Annotated in this window: 2 protein-coding genes; both read left to right on the forward strand. The window is 65.1% G+C overall.

The features are described from left to right. Nucleotides 1-5442, forward strand: a 5442-nt coding sequence (locus BFP90_RS20770; protein ID WP_141688991.1) for a non-ribosomal peptide synthetase, incomplete at its 5' end; no start/stop codon positions are given. Further along, nucleotides 5439-19910: a non-ribosomal peptide synthetase gene (locus BFP90_RS20775; RefSeq protein WP_065897875.1), complete on the forward strand. Its 14472-nt coding sequence runs from the start codon at nt 5439-5441 to the stop codon at nt 19908-19910. The genes BFP90_RS20770 and BFP90_RS20775, both read left to right, overlap by 4 nt. The last annotated feature ends 116 nt before the right edge of the window (nt 19911-20026 follow it).

The following is a 20026-nucleotide window of genomic DNA, read 5'->3' on the forward strand; positions in this document are numbered from 1 at the left end:
ATGGGCCGCATGCAGGCCGGCGATGGTGCGGATCGTGCGCTGGGCATGTTCATCAACACCTTGCCGCTGCGGGTCGATGTGGCGGCCGCTGCCGCCGACGCGGTCAAGGCCACCCATGCACGCTTGAGCGCCTTGCTCGGGCATGAACATGCCTCCCTGGCCCTGGCCCAGCGTTGCAGTGGGGTGGCGACGGCCACGCCGCTGTTCAGCGCCTTGCTCAATTACCGCCACAGCAGCCCCGGTGAAATGGCCCGCGACGGTCAGGGGATCTGGGAGGGCGTACAACTGCTCGGCGGCGAAGAGCGCAGCAACTATCCGCTGACCCTGAGTGTGGATGACCTGGGCGAAGGCTTTGCCCTGGCCGTGCTGGCGTTGCCGCAGATCGGCGCCCAGCGCCTGTGCGACTACATGCACAACGCCGTGGCGCAGCTGGTCGACGCCCTGGAAAACGCACCGGACACCCGCTTGCACCACCTGCCGATTCTGCCGACGGCGGAACGCGACACGCTGCTGCGCGAATTCAACGCCACCGCCCATGACTTCCCGCGCGGGCACACCCTGCACGGCGCCTTTGAAGTCCAGGCCGAGCGTCAGCCCGAGGCTGTTGCGGTGATGCAGGACGGTGTGGCGCTGACCTATCAGCAGCTCAATCAACGCGCCAACCAACTGGCCCATCACCTGCTCGGGCTTGGCGTGCAGCCGGATGACCGCGTGGCGATCTGCTGTCGTCGCGGCCCGCAGATGCTGGTGGGCCTGCTCGGCATTCTCAAGGCCGGCGCGGGCTATGTGCCGATCGACCCGGCGTACCCGGCGGAGCGGATCGCCTACCTGTTGCAGGACAGCGCACCGGTGGCGGTACTCTCGCAAGCCTGCACCCGCGACCTGCTCGGCGGCGTCGCCAGTGTCGACCTGCACGACCCCGGCTTGCAGCAATACCCTGTGAGCAATCCGCAACTGGGCGCACTGACCCCGGCGCACCTGGCCTACGTCATCTACACCTCCGGTTCCACCGGCCAGCCCAAGGGCGTGATGGTGGAGCATCACCACGTGGAAAACCTCGTGCATTGGCACTGCGAGGCCTTTGGCCTGCGGGCTGCCAGCCATACCAGCAGCGTCGCCGGTTTCGGTTTCGATGCGCTGGCCTGGGAAGTCTGGCCGGCGCTGTGCGTGGGCGCGACCCTGCACCTGCCGCCCGCCGAGGTGGGCAATGAAAACATCGACGAACTGTTGGCCTGGTGGCTGGCGCAGCCGCTGGACGTGAGCTTTCTGCCCACCCCGGTGGCCGAGTACGCCTTCAGCCTGAACCTGCAACACCCGACCTTGCGCATGCTGCTGATCGGTGGCGACCGCCTGCGCCAGTTCAGCCAGGAACGACGGTTTGCCCTGATCAATAACTACGGCCCCACCGAAGCCACGGTGGTCGCCACCTCCGGGCGTGTGCGTGTCGGGCAGCCTTTGCATATCGGCCGGCCTGTCGCCAATGCCACCAGCTACGTGCTGGATGCGCACCTGCGTCCGGTGCCGGTGGGCGTGGCCGGTGAGCTGTATGTGGGGGGCCGCGGCGTGGCGCGCGGTTACCTGAATCGCCCGGACCTGACCGCCGAGCGCTTCCTGCAAGACCCGTTCAACCCCGGGCGCATGTACCGCACCGGCGACCTGGTGCGCTGGCTGCCCGATGGCAACCTGGAATACCTGGGGCGCAACGATGACCAGGTCAAACTACGCGGCGTGCGGGTTGAACTGGGCGAAATCGAAAGCCGCCTGGCCGCGCTCGACGGCGTCGCGGAAGCGGTAGTGCTGGTGCGCGAAGGCCGCTTGATCGCCTGGTTCACCGAACGCCAGGCGCTGTCGATCGACACGCTGCGCGCGCAACTGCAGGCGCAACTGCCCGAGGCCCTGGTGCCGGTGGCCTACGTGAAACTTGCGGCCTTACCCCTGACCGCCAACGGCAAGCTGGACCGCAAGGCTTTGCCGGCCCCCGATCAAGCCGCGCTGCTGACCCGTGACTACGAAGCGCCCCAGGGCGAAGTGGAAACCCGCCTGGCGCGGATCTGGGCCGACGTGCTGCAGGTGGAGCAGGTGGGGCGCCATGACCACTTCTTCGAACTGGGCGGGCATTCATTGCTGGCCGTCAGCCTGATCGAGCGCATGCGCCAGGTCGGCCTGAGCGCCGATGTGCGCGTGCTGTTCAGCCAGCCGACCCTGGCCGCGCTGGCCGCCGCCGTGGGCAGTGGTCGCGAAGTGCAGGTGCCGGCCAACCGTATTCCCGACGGCTGCCAACGCATCACGGCGGACATGCTGTCGCTGGTGACGCTGGAGCAATCGACGCTGGATCAGGTGATCGACCAAGTGCCCGGCGGCGCCGCCAATGTGCAGGATATCTATCCGCTGGCGCCGTTGCAGGAAGGCATTTTCTACCATCACATCAGCGCCGAGCGGGGCGACCCGTACCTGCTGCAATCGCACCTGGCGTTTGACAGCCTTGAGCGCCTGGACGCCTTTGCCCAGGCGCTGCAGCAGGTGATCGATCGCCACGATATCCTGCGCACCGCAGTGGTCTGGGAGGGCCTGGTGCAACCGCTGCAAGTGGTGTGGCGCAAGGCTGAACTGGCCGTGCAATGCGTATCGCTGCAAGGCAACGTCATCGAGCAGTTGCACCAGCGTTTCGACCCGCGCCATTACCGGCTGCCGATGTCCCAGGCCCCGCTGATCCGCCTGGTGTATGCCGAGGACCCCGGTCAGCAGCGGGTCGTTGCGATTTTGCTGTTCCACCATATTGCCCTTGATCACACGGCACTCGACAGCGTACGTCAGGAGATGCAAGCCAGTTTGCTCGGGCAGCCCCGGATCGCTGAAGCAGCCATTCCTTACCGCAACTATGTGGCTCAGGCGCGCCTGGGCGTCGAAGAGCACGAACATGAAGCGTTCTTTGGCCAGATGCTGGGAGACATCGACGAGCCGACGCTCCCGTTCGGCTTGCAGGACGTCCAAGGTGACGGCAGTGCAATCGAAGAGGTGCAGCAGAGCCTGGCCCCGGCCTTCAGCCAGCGTCTGAGGGCGCAGGCTCGCCTCTCGGGTGTCAGCGCCGCCAGTCTGTTTCATCTGGCGTGGGCCCGGGTGCTGGCCAGCACCAGCAGCCAGCACCGCGTGGTCTTCGGCACGGTACTGCTCGGCCGTATGCAGGGGGGCAAAGGCAGCGACCGTGCACTGGGGATGTTCATCAACACCTTGCCATTGCGCGTGGATATTGATGAGACCGGTGTACGCGCGGCCGTCAAGCGCACCCATGAGCGCCTGACGGCACTGCTCGGCCATGAACATGCCTCCCTGGCTCTGGCCCAGCGTTGCAGTGGCGTCGCCGCGCCGCTGCCGTTGTTCAGTGCAGTGCTCAATTACCGCCACAGCGCCAGCCAGGAGGCGACGGTGTCGCAGGCATGGCAAGGGATTCACACCCTGGCCAGTGAAGAACGCACCAATTACCCCTTGACCTTGAACGTCGATGACCAGCGCGAGGGTTTCCGCCTGACCGTCATGACCCCCGCGCACATTGGAGCGCAACGCGTCTGCGGTTATATGCAGACGGCGTTGCTTGGGCTGGTCGAGGCGCTGGAACAGGCGCCGCACCTGCCGATCAGCCGCGTGTCGATCCTGGGGCAGCAGGAGCGCGAGACACTGTTGCACGGCTTCAACGCGACCGCAGTCGATTACAACCTTGACCAGACCTTGCACGGCTTGTTCGAGGCGCAGGTCTTACGCACGCCGGATGCCGAGGCCGTGAAAGCGGGCGATCAACGCCTGAGCTATCGGCAACTCAACGAGCGGGCCAACCGTCTGGCCCATCACCTGCGTGAACTGGGCGTACGGCCCGAGTCGCGGGTTGGGGTGTGCCTGGAGCGTGGCCTGGACATGGTCATCGGCTTGTTCGCCATCCTCAAGGCCGGCGGCGGTTATGTCCCGCTTGACCCGGCCTATCCCCACGAGCGCCTCGCCTACATGCTGCACGACAGCGCACCGGTGGTGGTGCTGGCCCACGGCGCAACCCGCGCCTTGCTCGGTGATATACCCACCCTTGATCTGGACTGCGACACCTGGCAGCACCAGCCGAGCACCAATCCCAGCGTGCCGGAGCTTACCGCCCGGCATCAGGCTTATGTGATCTATACCTCCGGCTCCACCGGCCAACCCAAGGGGGTCATTAATGAACATGCCGGGGTGGTCAACCGCCTGCTGTGGATGCAGGATGCGTATGGCCTCAACGCGCAGGATGCGGTGTTGCAAAAAACGCCCTTCAGCTTCGACGTGTCGGTGTGGGAGTTCTTCTGGCCGCTGATGACCGGCGCCCGCCTGGTCATGGCACGTCCGGGCGGCCACAAGGACCCGGCGTATCTGTGTGAAGTGATTGAGGCGCAGCGCATCACCACGCTGCACTTTGTGCCGTCGATGCTCGACGTATTCCTGGCCCACGGCGATGTCAGCCAGGCCGCCGGGCTGGTGCGCGTGATCTGCAGCGGTGAAGCGCTGCCGGGCAGCCTGGTGCGACGCTTCAAGCAGCAACTGCCGGGCATCGGGTTGTACAACCTGTATGGCCCGACCGAAGCCGCAGTGGATGTGACCGCATGGAACTGCGCACGCAGCGACGTGCCGGACAACACGCCGATCGGCAAGCCGATTGCCAACACACGCATGTACGTGCTGGACGCACAATTGCAGCCGGTGCCGCTGGGGGTGGTCGGTGAGCTGTTCATCGGTGGCGTGCAGGTGGCGCGGGGGTATCTCAACCGGGCGCAGCTGACCGCCGAACGCTTCCTTGAGGACCCGTTCAGCGCGGGCCGGATGTACCGCACGGGTGACCTTGGCCGCTACCTGCCGGACGGCAATCTCGAGTACCTGGGCCGCAACGATGACCAGGTGAAAATTCGCGGCCTGCGCATCGAACTGGGGGAAATCCAGGCGCGACTGATCGAGCATCCAGCGGTGAAAGATGCCGTGGTCGTGGCCTGCGAAGATCGCCTGGTCGCCTACTACACCGGCGCGGCCACCGCCATCGACGCCCTACGCAGCCAGCTCTTGCAGCACTTGCCGGACTTCATGGTGCCCGCGTTGTTCATGCACCTCGACGCGCTGCCCCTGAGCCCCAATGGCAAGCTCGACCGCAAGGCGCTGCCGGCCCCGGGCACGGCGTCGTTGAGTGTGCGTGAGTACGAAGCGCCCGAAGGCGACTGCGAAATACTGCTGGCCCGACTCTGGGCCGAGCTGCTGAAGGTGGAGCGAGTAGGGCGCCATGACAATTTCTTTGAACTGGGCGGGCATTCGCTGCTCGCCGTGAGCTTGATCGGGCGCTTGCGCCAGGAAGGCATGGAAGCCGATGTGCGAGGGCTGTTCGAGCAACCGACCCTGGCCGGCTACGCCGCAATGACCGAACGAATGGAGATCGTCCTGTGAACATCCAACAATTGCTGGCAACCCTGAAAACGAAGGATGTGCAACTGGCGCTCAAAGGCGAGCAACTGTCCGTACAAGGCAACAAGCAAGCCTTGAGCGACCCGGCGATCCTCGCTGCGTTGCGCGAACACAAGCCGGCCCTGATCGAACGGATCAAGGCGGGTGAATACTCGGCCGGCAAAGCCGGTGAGGTGCAAGTACCGGCCAACGGCATCGCCCCGGGCGCCGAGCGCATCACCCCGGCCATGTTGACCCTGTCCACCCTCAGCCAGGACGAGATCGAGCGGATCGTCGCCACCGTCGAGGGCGGGGTGGCGAATATCCAGGACATCTACCCACTGGCGCCGTTGCAGGAAGGCATTCTGTACCACCACGCGAGCACGGAGCAGGGTGACCCGTACATCATGCAGTCGCAGTTCGCCTTCGACAGCCTGGCGCGCTTCGAGCAGTTTGCCAACGCCTTGCAGAGCGTCGTGGATCGGCACGATATCCTGCGTACCGGCGTGGTTTGGGAAAGCCTCGAACAGCCCTCGCAAGTGGTCTGGCGCCAGGCCCGGCTACCGGTGCAAGCCCTTGAGCTGGACCCGGCTGAGGGCGATATCGCAGAGCAGTTGCGCCAGCTGTTCGATGTTCGCCATTACCGCCTGGACGTGACCCAGGCGCCTCTGCTGCGCCTGGTGCGCACCTGGGACGAACCCGGCCAGCGCGTGGTGGCAATGCTGCTGTTTCATCATATGGCCCTGGACCACAGCGCGCTGGACGTGGTGCGCCATGAACTGCAGGCGCTGTTGCAAGGCCGTGGCGAACAATTGGGCCAGCCCATCCCGTTTCGCAATTACGTGGCGCAGGCGCGACTGGGCGTCAGCGAGCAGGAGCACGAGGCGTTTTTCCGTCAGATGCTCAGCGATATCTGCGAGCCGACCTTGCCTTTCGGTCTGCAGGATGTGCAGGGCGACGGCCGCGATATCGTCGAAGCGGACCTGCCGCTGTCGGCAGCGCTCAATCAACGTGTACGCGAGCAGGCACGCCATCTGGGCGTAAGCGCGGCGAGCGTGTTCCATATGGCCTGGGCCCAAGTGCTGAGTGTGTTGGCAGGCAAGCAAAGCGTGGTGTTCGGTACGGTGTTGATGGGGCGCATGCAGGGCGGTCAGCAGACCGACAGAGCGCTGGGGATTTTCATCAATACGTTGCCGTTTCGTGTGGACGTCGGTCATGCGGATGTGCGCACCGGCATCAGGGACACCCATGCACGGCTGACGACGTTGCTGCGCCATGAGCATGCCCCTTTGGCCTTGGCGCAGCGCTGCAGTGGAGTGACTGCGCCCACGCCACTGTTCAGTGCGTTGCTCAATTACCGGCACAGTGGTTCCGGCAATCAGGCCGAGGCGGTGGCGGCATGGAACGGCATCGAAATGTTGAGCTCGCAGGAGCGTACCAACTACCCGCTGACGCTGAGCGTGGATGACCTGGGCGATAGCTTCATCTTGCGTTTGCTCGCCTGCACCCAGGTCGACCCGCACCGCGTCTGCGCCTACCTGCAAACCGCACTGGAAAACCTGGTAAGCGCCCTGGAGCAGGCGCCGCACACCGCGCTCAACCAGTTGCCGGTGGTGCCGCTGGCCGAGCAGCGCCTGTTGCTCGAGCAGTTCAACGCAACCCAGGCGGTGTTCCCTCAGGGCAGCACCTTGCACGCGCGCATCGAAGCCCAGGCCGCGCTGACCCCGGATGCCATCGCGGCAGTGTGCCTGGACCGCACGCTGAGCTACGCCGAACTCAATCAGCAAGCCAACCTGCTGGCCCATCACCTGCTGGCGCTGGGGGTCAAGCCCGATGACCGCGTGGCCATCGTCGCACGCCGTGGCCTGGACACCCTGGCCGGGTTGCTGGCGATTCTCAAGGCCGGCGCCTGCTACGTGCCGGTGGACCCATCCCACCCGGCCGAGCGCCTGAACTACCTGCTCAGCGACAGCGCCCCGGTGGCCGTGCTGACCCAGCACGCGTTGCTCGAGCGCCTGCCGGAGCTGGAGGTGCCGGTGATCAACCTGGACCGCTACACCTGGCACCACCACGCGGCGAGCAATCCCGAGGTGGCCATGACGGCGTCGAACCTGGCCTATGTGATCTACACCTCCGGCTCCACCGGCCTGCCCAAAGGGGTGATGGTGGAGCATCACACCGTGGCCAACCTGGTGGACTGGCATTGCAGCGCCTTCGACCTGCGCGCCGGGCGGCATACCGCCAGCGTGGCCGGTTTCGGCTTTGATGCGATGGCCTGGGAAGTGTGGCCGGCGCTGTGCGCGGGCGCCACCCTGCACCTGCCGCCGGCCCACGACGGCGCTGAAGACATCGACGCGCTGCTCGCCTGGTGGTGCGCGCAACCGCTGGACGTGTGCTTCCTGCCGACACCGGTGGCCGAGTACGCCTTCAGCCAGAACATCGAGCACCCGACCCTGCGCACGCTGCTGATCGGCGGCGATCGCCTGCGCCATTTCGGGCGGGCGCAGCGCTTCGAGCTGATCAACAACTATGGCCCCACCGAAGCCACGGTGGTCGCCACCGCCGGCAAGATCGAGGCGGGCCAGCCGTTGCATATCGGCAAGCCCATCGCCAATGCCAGGGTCTACCTGCTGGACGAACAGCTACGCCCGGTGCCGTTGGGCGTGGCGGGTGAACTGTACGTGGGCGGTAAGGGCGTGGCGCGCGGCTACCTCAATCGCCCGGAGCTGACCGCTGAGCGCTTCCTGCGCGACCCGTTCAGCAGCGGGCGCATGTACCGCACCGGCGACCTGGCGCGCTGGCTGCCCGACGGTAACCTGGAGTATTTGGGGCGCAACGATGACCAGGTGAAAATCCGTGGCATGCGCATCGAACTGGGCGAAATCGAAACCCGGCTCAACCAACTGCCGGGCATCCTGGAGGCGGTGGTGCTGGTGCGTGAAGAGCGGCTGGTGGCGTATTTCACCGAAAGCCCGCAACTGGATGCGCTGGCCGTCGCTGATATCCGCGCGCACCTGGTGGCCCATCTGCCGGACTACATGGTGCCGGTGGCGTTCATGAAGCTCGACACGCTGCCCCTGACCGCCAACGGCAAGCTCGACCGCCAGGCGCTGCCGGCGCCGGATATGGCTGCGGTATTCAGCCGTGAATACGAGGCACCGCTGGGCGAGATCGAAAGCGTATTGGCGCAGATCTGGGCCGACGTGTTGCAAGTGGAGCGGGTTGGGCGGCGCGATCACTTCTTCGAGCTGGGCGGGCATTCGCTGCTGGCCATGCGCATGGTGTCCCAGGTGCGCCAGCGCCTGGGAGTGGAGCTGGTGCTGGGCGACTTGTTCGCCAACGCCGAACTGGCGGCGGTTGCTCACGTGCTGGCCCAGGCGGGTCGCAGCACCTTGCCGGATATTCTGCCGGCCAATCGTGGCGAGGATGTGCCGCTGTCGTTCGCCCAGCAGCGCCTGTGGTTTCTGGCCAACATGGACGGCGGCAACAGTGCCTACAACATCCCCATAGGCCTGGCCCTGCGTGGGCAATTGCATGTGCAGGCGCTGCAAGAGGCGTTGGCCTGCATCGTCAGGCGCCATCACACCCTGCGCAGCCGTTTTGTCCAGGTGGGCGATGACACCCAGGTGCTGACCGTGCCCGCCGACGATGCCATGCCGCTGCAGTCGCTGGACCTGCGCGGTCATCCCGAGCCGCAACAGGCCCTTGAAGCGCTGATCCGCCACGAGGCCTCGGCTACATTTGACCTGGAGCGCGGCCCGCTGCTGCGTGGGCACCTGGTGATGATGGCCGACGATCATCATGTGCTGCTGCTGACCTTGCACCACATTGTCTCCGACGGCTGGTCCATGGGCGTGCTGACCCGCGAACTGATGGCGCTGTACCAGGCGTTCATCCACGGCCAGCCCGACCCGCTGCCGCCGTTGACCATCCAGTACGGTGATTTCGCCATTTGGCAACGTTTGTGGCTCAGCGGTGAAGTGCTGCACCGCCAGAGCGATTACTGGCAGCACGTGCTGGCGGATGCGCCGGCCTTGCTCACGCTGCCCACTGATCGTCCACGTCCGGCGCAGCAAGACTATGCCGGCAGCAGCGTCGAAGTGCATGTGGACGAGCGCCTGACAGCCGCGCTGAAAGCGTTGAGTCAACGCCATGGCGTCACGCTTTACATGACCCTGTTGAGCGCCTGGGCAGCGCTGCTGGCACGGTTGTCCGGCCAGCATGACCTGGTGATTGGCTCGCCGGTGGCAAACCGGACGCGCAGTGAAGTGGAAGGGCTGATCGGCCTGTTCGTCAATACCCTGGCCCTGCGCATCGATACCTCGGGTGAACCGAGCACCGAAGTGCTGCTGGCGCGGGTCAAGGCGGTGTCGCTGGCGGCCCAGTCCCATCAGGATCTGCCGTTCGAACAGGTGGTGGAGATTACCCAGCCGGTGCGCAGCCTGGCCCACACGCCGCTGTTTCAGACACTGCTGGCCTGGCAGGACGCCAGCGCGCCCACCCTGACGTTGGGCGATCTGGTGATTGAAGGCGTTGCTCAAGAGAGCCTGTTTGCCAAGTTTGAGCTGACCCTGGACCTGGGTGAAGACCAAGGCAGGATCCGTGGTGCGCTGCAATACGCTGTCGCGCTGTTCGATGAGGCGACGGTGCAGCGCTACGTCGGCTATTTCACCCGCCTGTTGCAGGCCATGGTCGCCGACGACCGTGCGGTGCTGGCCCATGTGCCGCTGATGGAGGAACCTGAGCGCCAGCGGGTGCTGGTGGACTTCAATGCGACATCGATGCCCAACAACGTCGAGCAGACCGTGCACGGGCTCGTCGCCGCTCAGGCCGAGCGCACGCCCAATGCCATTGCGGCCAAGGCCGGCGAGCACCACCTGACCTATGCCGAACTCGACAGGCACGCCAGCCATCTGGCAAATCACCTGCGCGGCCTGGGCATCAAGCCCGACGACCGCGTGGCCATCGTCGCCCGTCGCGGCCTCGACACCCTGGTCGGGTTGCTGGGGATCCTCAAGTCCGGCGCGTGTTATGTACCGGTCGATCCAGCGCATCCCGCCGAGCGCCTGGCCTATCTGCTCTGCGATTGCGCCCCCGTGGCAGTGCTGAGCCAGCGCGCGCTGCTGCCAAGGTTGCCGGCCCTCGACGTGCCGGTAATCGAGCTGGATGGCGATGGCTGGCGTACCCCCACGCCACATCATCCCGAAGTCGCTGCCGGCCCGTCCAATCTGGCCTATGTGATTTACACCTCCGGCTCCACCGGCTTGCCCAAAGGTGTGATGGTGGAGCACCACAGTGTGGTGAACCTGGTGGACTGGCACTGTCGTGCTTTTGATCTGCATGCCGGGGACCATACGGCCAGTGTCGCCGGCTTCGGGTTCGATGCGATGGCCTGGGAGGTCTGGCCGGCGCTGTGTGTCGGCGCGACCCTGCACGTGCCGCCGGCCCATGACGGCGTCGAGGATGTCGACGCGCTGCTCGCCTGGTGGTGCGCGCAACCGCTGGACGTGTGCTTCCTGCCGACGCCGGTCGCCGAGTACGCCTTCAGCCAGCAGATCGAACATCCGACGCTGCGCACCTTGCTGATCGGTGGCGACCGTTTGCGCCAGTTCACGCGCCCGCTGCGTTACGCATTGGTCAATAACTACGGGCCCACCGAAGCCACAGTGGTCGCCACCTCAGGCCAGATCGAGGTCGGCCAGCAGCTGCATATCGGCAAGCCTGTCGCCAATGCCACGGTCTACCTGCTCGACGAACAGCAGCGTCCGGTGCCGCTGGGGGTGGCCGGAGAAATGTATGTCGGCGGCCAAGGCGTGGCTCGCGGTTACCTGAACCGCTCGGAACTGAGCGCCGAACGCTTCCTGCATGACCCGTTCAATGCGGGGCGCATGTACCGCACCGGTGACTTGGCGCGTTGGTTGCCCGACGGCACCCTGGAGTACCTGGGCCGCAACGACGATCAGGTGAAAATCCGTGGTGTGCGCATCGAACTGGGCGAAATCGAAACCCAACTCAACCAGTTGCCGGGTATCCAGGATGTCGTGGTGCTGGTCTGTGACGAGCGGCTGGTGGCGTATTTCACCGCGCATCCGTCGACGGGTTCCTTGGCTGGCGCTGATATCCGTGCGCACCTGGTCGCGCGTCTGCCGGGCTACATGGTCCCGGCCGCGTACATGCGGCTCGATGCGCTCCCGCTGACGGCCAACGGCAAGCTCGATCGCAAGGCCCTGCCAAAGCCGGACCTGTCGGCCCTGTTTATCCGTGAGTACATTGCGCCCGAGGGCGAGCTTGAAAGCGTGCTCGCGCAGATTTGGGCCGATGTGTTGCAGGTGGCGCAAGTAGGCCGGCGCGACAACTTTTTCGAGCTGGGCGGTCACTCGCTGCTGGCCATGCGCATGGTGTCCCAGGTGCGTCAGCGCCTGGGCATAGAGCTGCTGCTGAGCGATTTTTTCGCCAATGCCGAACTCAGCGCCGTCGCCGCCGTGCTGGCCCAGTCCGGTCGCAGCACCTTGCCGGATATCCTGCCGGCCAATCGCGAAGAACACGCTCCGTTGTCGTTCGCCCAGCAACGCCTGTGGTTCCTGGCGCTGATGGAAGGCGCCAATACCGCCTATAACATTCCCATCGGCTTGCGACTGCGCGGGCAATTGCATGTGCAGGCGCTGCAACGTGCCTTGGCACGTATTGTTGCGCGACATGAAACCCTGCGCAGCCGCTTTGCCCAGCACGGCGACGACGCGCGGGTACTGATTGCACCGCCTGAAGAGGTGTTGGCGCTGCAATTGCAGAACCTGCGGCATCACTCGCATCCTCAGCAGGCTTTGGATGCATTGATCCACGGCGAAGCCTCGGCACCGTTCGACCTGGAACAAGGTCCGCTGATACGTGGACGCCTGGTGGCAATGGCCGACGATCACCATGTGCTGCTGCTGACCCTGCACCACATCGTCTCTGATGGCTGGTCCATGGGCGTGCTCACCCGGGAACTGATGGCGCTGTACCAGGCCTTCAGCCATGGCCTGCCCGACCCGTTGCCGCCACTGCCGATCCAGTACGTTGATTTTGCCGTGTGGCAACGGCGCTGGCTGAGTGGCGAAGTCCTCAACCACCAAAGCGCCTACTGGCAGCAAACCCTGGCCGGCGCGCCGCCGCTGCTGTCCCTGCCTACCGATCGGCCCCGCCCGGCGCAGCAGAGCTATGCCGGCGATACGGTCCAGGTGCGCCTGGATGAGCGTCTGACCGCCGGGCTCAAGGCGTTGAGCCAGAGGCACGGGGTGACGCTGTACATGACAGTGATGAGCGCCTGGGCGTCGCTGCTTGCACGGTTGTCCGGTCAGCACGACCTGGTGATCGGCTCGCCCGTAGCCAACCGGGCCCGCAGTGAAGTGGAAGGGCTGATTGGCCTGTTCGTCAACACGCTTGCCGTGCGCGTCGACACCTGCGGCGAGCTGAGCACCGAGGCACTGTTGGCGCGGGTCAAGGCGGTGACGCTGGCCGCTCAGTCTCACCAGGACCTGCCGTTCGAAAAAGTCGTGGAGATCCTCCGACCGCTGCGCAGCCTGGCACATAGCCCGATCTTCCAGGTGCTGCTGACCTGGCAGGACAGCAGTGCACCGGCGCTGGCCCTCGGCGACCTGACGCTGGAGGCGATCGTCGAGAACAGCCACTTTGCCAAGTTCGATCTGGCGCTGAGCCTGGGCGAAGTCGACGGCTGCATTCTGGGCACGTTGGAATACGCGGTGGCCTTGTTCGATGAGGCGACGGTGCAGCGTTACGTCGGCTACCTGATTGGTCTGTTGCAGGCGATGGTCGAAGACGACCAGGCGGTGCTGGAGCATACGCCGTTGCTGGGGGCGCGCGAGCGTCAGCAGGTGCTGTTTGATTTCAACGCTACGGCAGTCGACTACAACCTCGACCAGACCCTGCATGGCCTGTTCGAAGCGCAGGTTGAACGCACGCCGGATGCGATTGCGCTCAAGGCCGGCACGCAGCAATTGACCTATGCCGAACTCAATAGCCGCGCCAACCAATTGGCCCATCATCTGCTGGCGCTCGGTGTGCAGCCGGATGCCCGCGTAGCCATCTGCGCAGAGCGTGGCCTGGACATGGTTATCGCCCTGTATGCGGTGCTCAAGGCCGGCGCGGCCTACGTGCCGCTGGATCCGGCGTATCCCCAGGAGCGGATCGCCTACATGCTGCAAGACAGTGCACCGCAGGTGGTGCTTGCCCAGGTCGCTACGCGTGGTTTGTTGGGCGAGGTGGCGGTGCTTGAATTGGACCAGCCGTGCTGGCAGCACCAGCCGGACGACAACCCTGCGGTACGCGGTGCAAGCGCTTACGTGATCTACACCTCAGGCTCCACCGGGCAGCCCAAGGGGGTGATCAACGATCACGGTGGGGTGGTCAACCGCCTGCTGTGGATGCAGGACGAATACGGACTGACCTGCGACGACGCAGTCCTGCAGAAAACCCCGTTCAGCTTCGACGTATCGGTGTGGGAATTCTTCTGGCCGTTGTCCATCGGTGCTCGGCTGGTGATGGCGCGTCCGGGCGGTCACAAGGACCCCGCTTACCTGTGCGAGGTCATCGAAGGTGAAGCGATCACGACGTTGCACTTTGTGCCGTCAATGCTCGATGTCTTCCTTGCCTATGGCGATGTCAGCCAGGTAGCGGGCCTGCAACGCGTGATGTGCAGTGGTGAAGCGCTGCCAGGCAGCCTGGTGCGGCGCTTCAAGCAGCAACTGCCGGGCGTCAACCTGTATAACCTGTACGGTCCGACTGAAGCGGCGGTGGACGTGACGGCGTGGTCCTGCCTGCCTTGCGACGTGCCGGAAAACACGCCCATCGGCAAACCGATCGCCAATACCCGCATGTACGTGCTGGACACGCAGATGCAGCCGGTGCCCCTGGGTGTGGTGGGCGAGCTGTTCATTGGCGGCGTGCAAGTGGCGCGGGGCTATTTGAACCGTCCTGAACTGACGGCCGAGCGCTTCCTTGATGACCCGTTTACCGAGGGACGCTTGTACCGTACCGGTGACCTCGGCCGTTATCTGCCCGACGGCACGCTCCAATACCTGGGGCGCAATGACGACCAGGTGAAAATCCATGGCTTGCGGATAGAACTGGGGGAAATCCAGGCGCGACTGACCGAGCATCCCGCGGTCAACGAAGCGGTGGTGGTGGCCCGTGAGCAACGCCTGATCGCTTACTACACCGCCGACGCGTGCGACATCCATGAGCTGCGCAGTCACTTGGCGCAACAGCTTCCGGCGTTCATGGTGCCCGCTGTGTTTGTACGCCTGGACGCGTTGCCGCTGAGCCCCAACGGCAAGCTCGATCGCAAGGCGCTGCCGGCGCCGGACGTGGAGTCGGTGAGCGTGCGCGACTACGAAGCGCCCCAGGGCGATACCGAAATCGCCTTGGCCAGCGTGTGGGCCGAGTTGCTGGGGGTGGAGCGTATAGGGCGGCAGGATAACTTCTTCGAGCTGGGCGGGCATTCATTGATGGCCGTGAGCCTGATGGGGCGCCTGCGCCAGCTCGGATTGTCGGCGGACATGAACGTGCTGTTCAGCCAGCCGACGTTGACGGCCCTGGCGGCGACCCTGGGTGGCAGCCGGGAAGTGGCCGTACCCGCCAATGGCATCGCCGCCGATTGCGACGCCATCACACCGTCCATGCTGACGCTGGCGCGCCTGGATCAGCCGGCCATCGACCGTGTTGTCGCCGTCATCCCCGGCGGGGCCGCGAATGTGCAGGATATCTACCCGCTGGCCCCGTTGCAGCAGGGAATTCTGTACCACCACCGCGCGGTGCAGGAGGACGACGTGTATGTGCTGCAGGCGCACTTTGCCTTCGACAGCACGGCGCGCTTGCACGCATTTGCCGAGGCATTGCAGGCGGTGATCCGGCGTCATGACATCCTGCGTTCCTCGTTCCATTGGGACGGCTTGCAAGAGCCGATGCAAGTAGTGTGGCGTGAGGCGTCCCTGCACGTTGAGAAAGGGCCGTTGCCGCAGCGCCTGGACCTGGCTCAGGCACCGGTGATGCGCCTGGTCTACACCGAGGAACCGCAGCGCGTGGTGGCCACCTTGCTGTTTCACCACTTGGTGATGGACCACGTGACCCTGGGCATCCTCAAGCATGACCTGCAGGCCTTCCTGGGCGGCAAAGGCGATACGCTGAGCGCACCGGTGCCTTATCGCAATTACGTTGCCCAGACCCGCCTGGGCATCACCGACGAAGAGCATGAGGCGTTCTTTCGCGACATGCTCGCCCAAGTCGATGAGCCGACCTGCCTGTGCGAGCTGGGCCCGGTTGAGCAGGTGCAAAGCCTGCTCGATCATGCGCTGAGCCAGCGCCTGCGTACCCAGGCGCGTCGGGCCGGCGTGAGCGCCGCCAGCGTCATGCACCTGGCCTGGGCCCTGGTCATGGGCAAGGTGGCCGTGCGCGAGTCGGTCGTATTCGGCACCGTGATGCTGGGCCGCCTGCAGGGCGGGGAGGGGGCCGAACGGGCCATGGGTGTCTTTATCAATACATTGCCGCTGCGCGTCGACCTGGGTGAACACTCGGTGCGGGGTGCGCTGCGCGACACCCATGCGCGCCTGGCGCAGTTGCTCCAGCACGAACACGCGCCCCTGGCGCTGGCGCAGCGTTGCAGCAGCGTGCCTGCAGGCACGTCGTTGTTCAACGTACTGTTCAACTATCGTCACAGTGCCGAGGTACACGGCACGCCAAATGACGATGCCGCAAAGGCATGGCAGGGCATCTATTTGATCGAGGGCGAGGAGCGCTCCAGCTACGGCCTGTCGATGAGTGTGGACGACCTGGGCGAGAGTTTCAGTCTGAGCGCAGCGGGTCAGGGCGCGCGGCGTCTTTGCGGTTACCTGGCCACGGCGCTTGAGCAGATGGTGACGGCGTTGGAGGACACTGTCGACAGCGCCATCAGCGCTGTGTCGATTCTGCCGGCCGACGAGCGCCGACAATTGCTTGAGGACTTCAACGCCACCGCCCGCCAATTCCCCCGCGCACACACGGTGCAACGCTTGTTCGAGGCCCAGGCCGGGGCCCGTCCCGGTGCGCTGGCGGTGGTGCATGGCGAGCAGCGCGTGAGCTACGTTGACCTCAACCTTCGCGCCAACCGCTTGGCCCATCACCTGCTCGGCCTTGGCGTGCACACCGGGGACAGCGTAGCGATCCTGCTGCCACGCGGCGTGGACTTGATAGTCGGCCAGTTGGCCGTGTTGAAATGCGCCGCCGCCTACGTGCCGCTGGATATCAATGCACCCGCCGAGCGCCAGGGTTTCATGCTGCAGGACAGCGGCGCGGTGCGGCTGCTGACCCGCAGTGATATAGCTGTTGACTACCCGGCTCACCGCCTGGACCTCGATACGCTGACCCTGGATGCGCACCCTGACCACAACCCCGACCTGTCGCAATCGTCGGACAGCGTGGCCTACGTCATGTACACCTCCGGGTCCACCGGCACGCCGAAGGGCGTAGTGGTGCCTCATCGTGGCATCACCCGGCTGGTCATCAACAACGGCTATGCGGATTTCAACGCGGGTGATCGTGTGGCATTCGCCTCCAACCCGGCCTTTGACGCCAGCACGATGGATGTGTGGGGGCCGCTGCTCAACGGCGGCCAGGTGCAGGTCATCGATCATTCCATATTGCTCGATCCGGTGGCGTTTGGCGCTGCGTTGGAGGGGGCGACGATACTGTTCGTCACCACGGCGCTGTTCAATCAGTACGTGCAACTGATACCCGATGCGCTGGCGGGGTTGCGCATCCTCCTGTGCGGCGGCGAGCGCGCTGATCCGGCAGCGTTCCGCAGCTTGTTGGCGCGCGCACCGGCACTGCGTCTGGTGCATTGCTACGGGCCGACGGAAACCACCACTTACGCGACCACCCATGAGGTGCGCGCACTCGCCGACCACACGGACAGCGTGCCGATCGGTCGACCGATTTCCAATACTCAGGTCTATGTCCTGGATGCGCAGTTGCAGCCGGTGCCGTTGGGCGTGACCGGTGAAATCTGTATCGGTGGCGACGGCGTGGCCCTGGGGTATTTGAATCGTGCGCAATTGAGCGCCGAACAGTTTGTGCACGACCCCTTCAAGCCCGAGGCCCTGATGTACCGCACCGGCGACCTGGGTCGCTGGAACGCGGACGGCTTGCTGGAGTGCGTGGGGCGCAACGACGACCAAGTGAAAATTCGCGGTTTTCGTATTGAACTGGGCGAGATTGAAGCACGCCTGGCGACCCACGCGGCCATTCAGGAGGCGGTGGTGCTGGCCCGTGAAGACGCACCGGGCGACAAACGCCTGGCGGCCTATTTCACCTGGGCGGCAGAGCCTGTTGGCATCGATAGCCTGCGTGCCCATCTGCAGGAACAACTCCCGGACTACATGGTGCCGTCAGCCTATATGCCACTGGACCGGTTACCCCTGACGGCCAATGGCAAGATCGACCGCAAGGCCTTGCCGGTCCCCGCGCTGCAAGCGCCGGCTGACCGCGTGTTCGAACCGCCTCGCGATGCGTTGGAGCACAGGTTGGGTCAGCTATGGGCCGACGTACTCAAGCTTGAGCAGGTCGGCCGCGATGACAGTTTCTTCGAACTGGGCGGTCATTCCTTGCTTGCCATTCGCCTGGTCGGCCTGATGGAGGAGGCGGGTCTGCAGGTGAGCCTGGCCGAGCTTTTTGAGCATGTCAGCGTGGCGAACGTGGCCTCGATGTTGCGCGAGCGTGACGAGCAGGCAACGCGCTGCACCACGGTGGTAACCGTGCGCAGCAGCGGTGCCCAGCCGGCCTTGTTCCTGGTGCACGAGTTCAGCGGCATGGACGTGTATTTCCCGGCGCTGGGTCAGCACCTGCCGGGTGACTACCCGATTTATGGTCTGCCGGGCCTGGCGCTGGGCGAGGCTCACCTGAACACCATGGAGGGCTTGGCGGCGCGCATGGTCGGTCTGATTCGCGAGATCCAGCCGCACGGGCCCTACCGTGTGGCGGGATGGTCGTTCGGCGGGGTGCTGGCCTATGAAGTGGCCATGCAACTGTTGGGGCTGGACGAAAGCGTCGCGTTCCTTGGCTTGATCGACACCTTCGTGCCGCGCATGACCGATCAGGGCAAGGCACGCTGGGAAGGGCCGCAGGCGCTCAAGCGGCATCTGCTGCTGCAGTGCACGGCCCATTGGACCGTACAAGGAGGCACGCATGAAGTGGCGAGATTGGCGCAACTGGAAGCAGACACTCAACAGCTGGACCTTGCGGGCCTGCTGCAATGTTGTCGCGATGAAGGTTTGTTATACCCGCAAATGGCGGCGGCCGCGGACGCCGACTTGATCAGTTTCATCGAGCGCGAAGTCGGGCATGGGCATGCGCTGGCGCATTACAGCCTGTTCCCGCTGCCGATTCCGGTGCATCTGTTCAGCGCCCAGGAACGGCCGACCGAACTGTCGCGACGCAGTGAGTCGTTGGGCTGGGAGGACGCGCTGGCATCCGGTCAACTGCGCCAGATTGAAGTGCCCGGCAATCACCAGAGCATGATGCAGGCTCCGCATATCCGCAGCCTGGGCGCGGCGATGGCCCAAGCGTTGGCTGAGTCTTTACCGGTGATGGAGGCGATGCATCAGCCCTTGCTGCGTATCCAGGGCGGCAAGGCCGGGCATGCACCGCTGTTCTGCGTGCCCGGTGCGGGCGACAGCGTGACCGGCTTCGTCGGCTTGAGCGAGGCACTGGGGCGGGACTGGCCGTTGTATGGCCTGCAGCCGCGCGGGCTGGACGGTGAAGCGGTGCCGCACAGTCAGGTGGAAGCGGCGGCGCAGTGTTACCTGACGGCGCTGATTCATGAGTGCCCGGCAGGGCCGGTGCATCTGGTCGGGCATTCGTTTGGCGGCTGGGTCGCGCTGGAAATGGCGCTGCGCTTGCAGGCGATGGGCCGCGAGGTGGCGTCGTTGACGGTGATCGACAGTGAGTCGCCGGGAGGTAATGGTGTGGTGGGGCGGCCGTATACGTCGACGGCGGCGTTGTTGCGGTTGATCGAGGCGATGCAGTTGGCGGCCGGGAGATCCCTGGGGATCGATCCGCTGGATTTTGCCGCGAGTGATGAGGTGGCGCAGCGCCAGGCGTTGCATGCGGGGATGGTTGGGGTTGGGTTGTTGCCGGCGCGGTCTGCCGGGGATGCGATGGTTGGCCCTGCGCGGACTTATGCGGCGGCTTTGCGTACGGTGTATCGGCCGCAGGCGCGGTATGACGGGGTGGTGCGTTTGGTGCTGGCGCGTGACCCGGCGCTGGATGCGGCGGGTAATCAGCGTGAGCAGGGGTTGATGATTGAGGGGTGGCGCGGGCAGGGGCGTGGGTTGCAGGTTTGGTATGGCGGGGGGAATCATTTCACTTTGCTTAAGGCGCCGAATGTGTCGGCGTTGGCCAGGTGGTGGGTTGAGGGGGTTGTGGTTGGGGAGGTGGTGTCTTGATGGCCACCCAATGTGGGAAGGGGGTTGTTCCTGATACACCTCGGTTCAAATGTGGGAGGGGGCTTGCCCCCGATGGCGGCCTCTGGGCCGACCAGGATGCTGGATCAGACCGAGTA

Origin of the sequence: Pseudomonas sp. 24 E 13 (assembly GCF_900004715.1) — a bacterium.
In the GTDB taxonomy this organism is placed as follows: domain Bacteria; phylum Pseudomonadota; class Gammaproteobacteria; order Pseudomonadales; family Pseudomonadaceae; genus Aquipseudomonas; species Aquipseudomonas orientalis_A.